Annotated in this window: 4 protein-coding genes and 2 pseudogenes; 3 read left to right on the top strand and 3 right to left on the bottom strand. The window is 72.0% G+C overall.

Features of this window, described 5'->3' with window-relative positions; translation table 11 throughout:
* Nucleotides 1-254, bottom strand: a pseudogene (locus tag KBX53_RS22210) (serine protease); the annotation flags it as partial.
* Between the two features lie 26 nt (nucleotides 255-280).
* Here KBX53_RS22210 and KBX53_RS37315 point away from each other — a divergent pair.
* The 3 genes and pseudogenes from KBX53_RS37315 to KBX53_RS22195 form a co-directional block, all read left to right on the top strand.
* Nucleotides 281-919, top strand: a pseudogene (locus tag KBX53_RS37315) (low temperature requirement protein A); the annotation flags it as partial.
* An 80-nt stretch (nucleotides 920-999) separates the two neighbouring features.
* The gene (locus KBX53_RS22200) at nucleotides 1,000-1,608 is read left to right on the top strand and encodes a low temperature requirement protein A (protein ID WP_210861419.1); all 609 of its coding nucleotides are present in this window, start codon (nucleotides 1,000-1,002) and stop codon (nucleotides 1,606-1,608) included.
* A gap of 171 nt (nucleotides 1,609-1,779) precedes the next feature.
* On the top strand, nucleotides 1,780-2,958 hold the full coding sequence (locus tag KBX53_RS22195; protein ID WP_051708741.1) for a low temperature requirement protein A: 1,179 nt from the start codon (nucleotides 1,780-1,782) through the stop codon (nucleotides 2,956-2,958).
* Between the two features lie 10 nt (nucleotides 2,959-2,968).
* Here the strand turns inward: KBX53_RS22195 and KBX53_RS22190 are convergent, their stop codons facing one another.
* Together KBX53_RS22190 and KBX53_RS22185 are read right to left on the bottom strand one after the other, a co-directional pair.
* The gene (locus KBX53_RS22190; RefSeq protein WP_030335558.1) at nucleotides 2,969-3,541 is read right to left on the bottom strand and encodes a nucleosidase; all 573 of its coding nucleotides are present in this window, start codon (nucleotides 3,539-3,541) and stop codon (nucleotides 2,969-2,971) included.
* 37 nt (nucleotides 3,542-3,578) lie between these two features.
* On the bottom strand, nucleotides 3,579-4,949 hold a 1,371-nt coding region (locus tag KBX53_RS22185; RefSeq protein WP_210861417.1), incomplete at its 5' end, for a PQQ-binding-like beta-propeller repeat protein.

The raw sequence follows: 4,949 nt of genomic DNA, 5'->3' as shown, positions 1-4,949 counted from the left end.
GCGCCGGCCCGATCGGCCACCGTCCGCAGTGCGCGCAGGTCGCGGGGGGTCACGGTGTCGTCGACGGTGAGGGTCATCCGGCCGGTGGCGGGGTCGAGGCCCCAGGCGGTGCCCGCGGTGCGTACCCCGCTCAGCAGGGCCGCCGGGTCGGTGGTGGGCGCGGCGGCCCGGTCGGGGACGGCGGCCTGCGCCGCGCCGGGTGCGAGGAGCAGCAGGATGGTCAGGGCGAGGGCGGCCAGTGGGGAGCGACGCATCCGAACCTCCGAAGAGATCGAGATTGATGGATGCAGTGCAGCATCGCGCGACGCTCGCACCGTGGCAAGCTCCGCCCGCCCTCTTCCCCGACCAGCGGGAATCACCGATCCGGAGGACGGCCCGTGCCAGGGCACCGATAATCCTCGGGAGACGCGGCGGGAGGCCAGGCATGACCACCGAAGGGAATGCGACGCTGGTACGCCGGCTGGACGGGTCGACCCGGGCCACACTGCTGGAGCTGCTCTTCGACGTGGTCTTCGTGGCCGCCCTCGCCCTGACGTCGAAACTGTTTTCCGAAGAGCTCTCGTGGGCCGGCGGCGCCAAGCTGCTGCTGATGCTGACCGCCGTCTGGTGGACGTGGTCGGTCACCGCGACCACCACCGAGTTCTACGATCCGCAGCAACGCCCGATCCAGGCCATCCTGATGCTTGCGATGGTCGGGTCGGTGGCGATGGCGGCATCGCTGCCGATGGTCACCATCGGGCACCAACTGCTCTTCGTGGCCTCGTACGTCGGCACGCACGTCATTCGCTGCATCATCCTGGTCACCGCCCTGCACCGGCAGCGGCACCAGACGGCCAGGGAGCGGGCCACCCGGTTTCTCTTCTGGTTCACGGTGTCCAGCGTCTTCTGGATCACCGGCGCGCTGTCAGAAACTCCGAACTGGGCGCTCTGGGGGATCGCCATAACGATCGACCTGGTCGCCGGGGCGGCCCGCGCTACCCCACGCCCCGGCTGGGCAAGGTGCCACTCACCCAGTACGGCCGGACCACCGAGCACCTCGGCGAGCGGTACCAGCAGTTCATCATCCTGGCCCTCGGCGACATCATCCTGGTGCCGACGCTGCAGGTCAGCCGGGGCCATCTCGACCACCTCCGGCTCGCCTCCCTGCTCTGCGCCTTCGCCGTCATGCTGCTGCTCTGGCAGATCTACGTCTTCCGCGCCGGCGAGTTGTTGGTGGCAGCCGGGTCCAAGGGGAGCCGCGCCACCCGGTTGGCCCCGTTCACCCATCTGGTCATGCTGGCCGGCGTGGTCAGCACTGCCGCCACGTTCGACCTGGTCGTCAGCAGGCCGACCGGAACGACGCCGGTGCCGTGGCTCGTGCTGATCATCACCGGCCCGACGCTGTTCGTGGTCGGTCGCGTGCTGTTCACCATGGCGGTGTCGTGGGTCATGCCGTGGCGGCGCGTCGCCTGGCAACTGCTGCCGCTGCTGGTGCTGCCGTGGGCCGGCGGCTGGCCGCCGTTGCTGGTGGCCTCGATCGTGGCGCTCGGGTTGGCCGGTCACATCCTGATTCCCGGAGCGGCACGGGAGACCACACCGGGCCTGTGGACGCGCAAGCCCGACGAGTGACGGCGCGCCATCGACCGACGTGCCCACCGGCGCCTCGGCGAGGTCCCGGGCGCGGGCGTCCGCCGTGCCAACCTCCGGGCGTCCCTCGGTGAGCGGCGGGAATCGCCGATCCGGGGACGAGCCGTGTCGACACCGCCGATAATTTTCGGAAGAAACGGCGGGAGGCCCGGCATGACCACCGGAGGCACCGGGGCGCTGGTACGCCGTCCGGACGGGTCGACCCGGGCCACACTGCTGGAGCTGCTCTTCGACGTGGTCTTCGTGGCCTCGCTCGCACTGACCTCGACCCTGCTCGCGGAACGCCACACCTGGTCCACCGCCACGATGGTCCTGCTGATGCTGACCGCGATCTGGTGGACCTGGTCGGTCACCGCCACCACCACCGAGTTCTACGACCCGCAGCAGCGTCCCATCCAGGCCATCCTGATGGTCGCCATGGTCGGGTCGGTGGGGATGGGCGCGTCGCTGCCCAAGATCGCCAGCGGGCACGCGCTGGTCTTCGCCGTCGCGTACGTCGGCACGCACGTGATTCGCGGCTTCATCCTGATCACCAGCCTGCACCAACAGCGGCACCGGTTGGCCGAGATCCGCGCCACCCGGTTCCTGTTCTGGTTCCTGGTGTCCGGCGTCTTCTGGATCGCCGGCGCGCTGTTCGACACGGTGAACTGGACCCTCTGGAGCATCGCCATCGCGATCGACCTGGTCTCCGCGGCGGCCCGCTACCCCACGCCCGGGCTGGGCCGGGTGCCCTTCGACCAGTACGAGCGGACCACCGCTCATCTGGGCGAGCGGTACCAGCAGTTCGTCATCCTGGCCCTCGGCGACATCATCCTGGTGCCCACCCTGCAGGTGAGTCGGGGAGAGTTCACCGGGCTCCGGGTCGCCGCGCTGTTCTGCGCGTTCGCGGTCATGCTGCTGCTCTGGCAGATCTACGTCTTTCGCGCCGGCGAACTGCTGGAGGCCGGGGCGAGGGCGGGCCGCCCGGCGCGGGTGGCGCCGTACACCCATCTGGTAATGCTGGCCGGGGTGGTCGGCACGGCGGCCTCGTTCGACCTGGTCGTCGCCCGGCCGACCGGTACGACGCCGGTGGGATGGCTGCTACTGATCATGGGCGGCCCGGCCCTGTTCGTGATCGGCCGCGTCCTGTTCACCCTGCTGGTGTCCATGCTCGTGCCGTGGCGGCGAATGCTCTGCCTCATCCTGCCGCTGCTGACGCTGCCGTGGGCCGGCCGCTGGCCACCGCTGCTGGTCACCACGAGCGTCGCGCTCGGGCTGGCGGCGCACATCCTGCTGCCCGGAGCCGCCCGGGAGACCACGCCGGGCCTGCGGGTGCGGCAACCCGACGACTGACCCGGCACGCTCAGCCGACGTGTCGAGCGGCCCACTCGGCGAGGTCGCGGGCGCACGCGTCCACCGACTCCTGCCAGGTCCGGGCCGCGCCCTCCCCCGCCTCGTCGCTGACCTGCTTGACCAGCCGGCACGGCACACCGGCCTGCGCGGCGGCCCAGGCCACCGCGTACCCCTCCATGTCGACCAGGTCGGCGCGCTGCGCCAACCGGTCCCGCTGCTCGTCGTCGGCCACGAAGGTGTCACCGGTGGCCAGCACCGCGCCCTCGGCGGCCAGCGACAGCGGCGCCCCGTACGTCTCGCCGGTGAGTGTGCGCAGCAGCTCGGTGTCCAGGTCGTGCTGGAGGACGGTGGCGATCTCGTGGATGCCGGCCAACCCGGGACGCAACGCCCCGGCCGTACCCAGGTTGAGCAGCAGGGCCGGGCGCGGCCCGGCGGCCAGCACCGCGGCCACCGCGCTGGCGGCGTTCACCTTGCCCATGCCGGTGAGCAGGACCGGCAGCTCGGGCGGCAGGTAGCGGGCCTCCTCCCCGACGGCGAGCACCACCAACGGACGATCGGCGCGGACCGTACCTCGAAGATTCACCGGAGCATCGTACGAGCCGGCCGGTGGGGCGCTGACGTCAGTCGGTGGTGAAGCGGTACAGCACGAAGTCCTTCTCCGCGCCACAGGCGATCAGGTGGGTGTTCCACGAGCAGGACGAGCTGCGTACGTCCTGCAGCTCGCCCAACTCGTCGACCTTCCCGGACTCGGCCCACACGCCGGCCAGCACCCGGTTGGCCACCACCACGCTGGGCGCCTTGGCGAAGACCAGCAGGTTGCCCTCGTCGAGGCGGACCGCCACCCCGCCCCGGTCCCGCAGCACCGGCTTGCCGGCGGCGTCGAAGATGGTGACGCTCGGCTCCGGGGACTCCCGTTGGGCGAGCAGTTGCTCGCCCAACGGGACCAGGCCGGTCACGCCCGGCGCCGACCACTGGATCGCACGCTCACCCTCGGTGGCCGCCACCACCTCGGTGCGCGTGGCGTCACTGTTGGGCACCTGCACCAGGCAGGCCCGTCGGGGACCGCAGGCGACCAGCTCCGTCGGGCGGTACTCGTCGTTCCCGGAGCGGTGCAGCACCACCGGTTCGGCGTCGGAACCCAGGTCGTAGGCGAGCAGCTGGTAGCCGCCCTCGTTGGCGGCCACGTACAGGCGGTCCTCGTGGGCGACCACCAGGTCGTCGAGGTCGGCGACGCTGCCCCACTGGCGCAGCATCGCGCCGGATGCCATGTCGAGCAGCCGCACCGACCGGTCCGCGCCCACCTGCACGAGTCGCCGCCCCTTGCCCGTCCACGGGTCGCGGGGCGTGCCGTCGAGGAAGGCCGGTCCGCCCGCCGCCGCGTCGGTGCCCACCGGCCGGACCACGGTACGGCCACCGGCGTACCGGTCGCGGGGGTTGGCTCGGGTCCACTTCGTCGCGCCGTCGGTCAGGCGCAGGCCGACCAGTTCGTCAGCAGCCCGGTCGACCAGCACCGCCGTGTCGTCGGCAACGTAGACGTCGTCGTCTCCACGGAGAACGCGCTGCCAGCGCTGCTCGCCGGTCCGACCGTCGAGGACGGCCATCGGTCGGGGGGTGCTGTCGCCGGGCGCGTCGGCGAGGACCACGACCGCCCCGGGGACGGCGATGACCGCCTCCCAGTCGTCGGCGCGCACGTCGGTCTGCTCGCGCCACACCTCGCGACCGGTGCCCGCGTCGACGGCCACCACCTCCAGCCGGTCGTCGGGCAGCGGGAACGCGAGGTAGGCCCGATCGTCGAGCACCGCCGTCCACATGTCGGTCGGACGTTCGGCGCCGGCCGAGAGCCGGGACAGTTCGCGCAGCGAGGCGAACTCCAGGTCCGGGTAGCGGTCCCGGGTCAGGTAGAGCGTCGCCGCGGTGGCCACCCCGGCCACCGCCAGCACCGCGCCGAGCACCACCCAGCGTGCCCGCCGCCAGCGGGTCCCGCCGCCGCT

Origin of the sequence: Micromonospora sp. M51 (assembly GCF_018070305.1) — a bacterium.
Lineage (GTDB): Bacteria > Actinomycetota > Actinomycetes > Mycobacteriales > Micromonosporaceae > Micromonospora > Micromonospora parva.
This window is presented reverse-complemented; position numbering and strand designations above follow the sequence as displayed.

Coding starts and splice junctions, on each gene's coding strand:
- KBX53_RS22195 (WP_051708741.1), top strand. CDS start 1,780: ATGACCACCGGAGGCACCGGGGCGCTGGTACGCCGTCCGGACGGGTCG.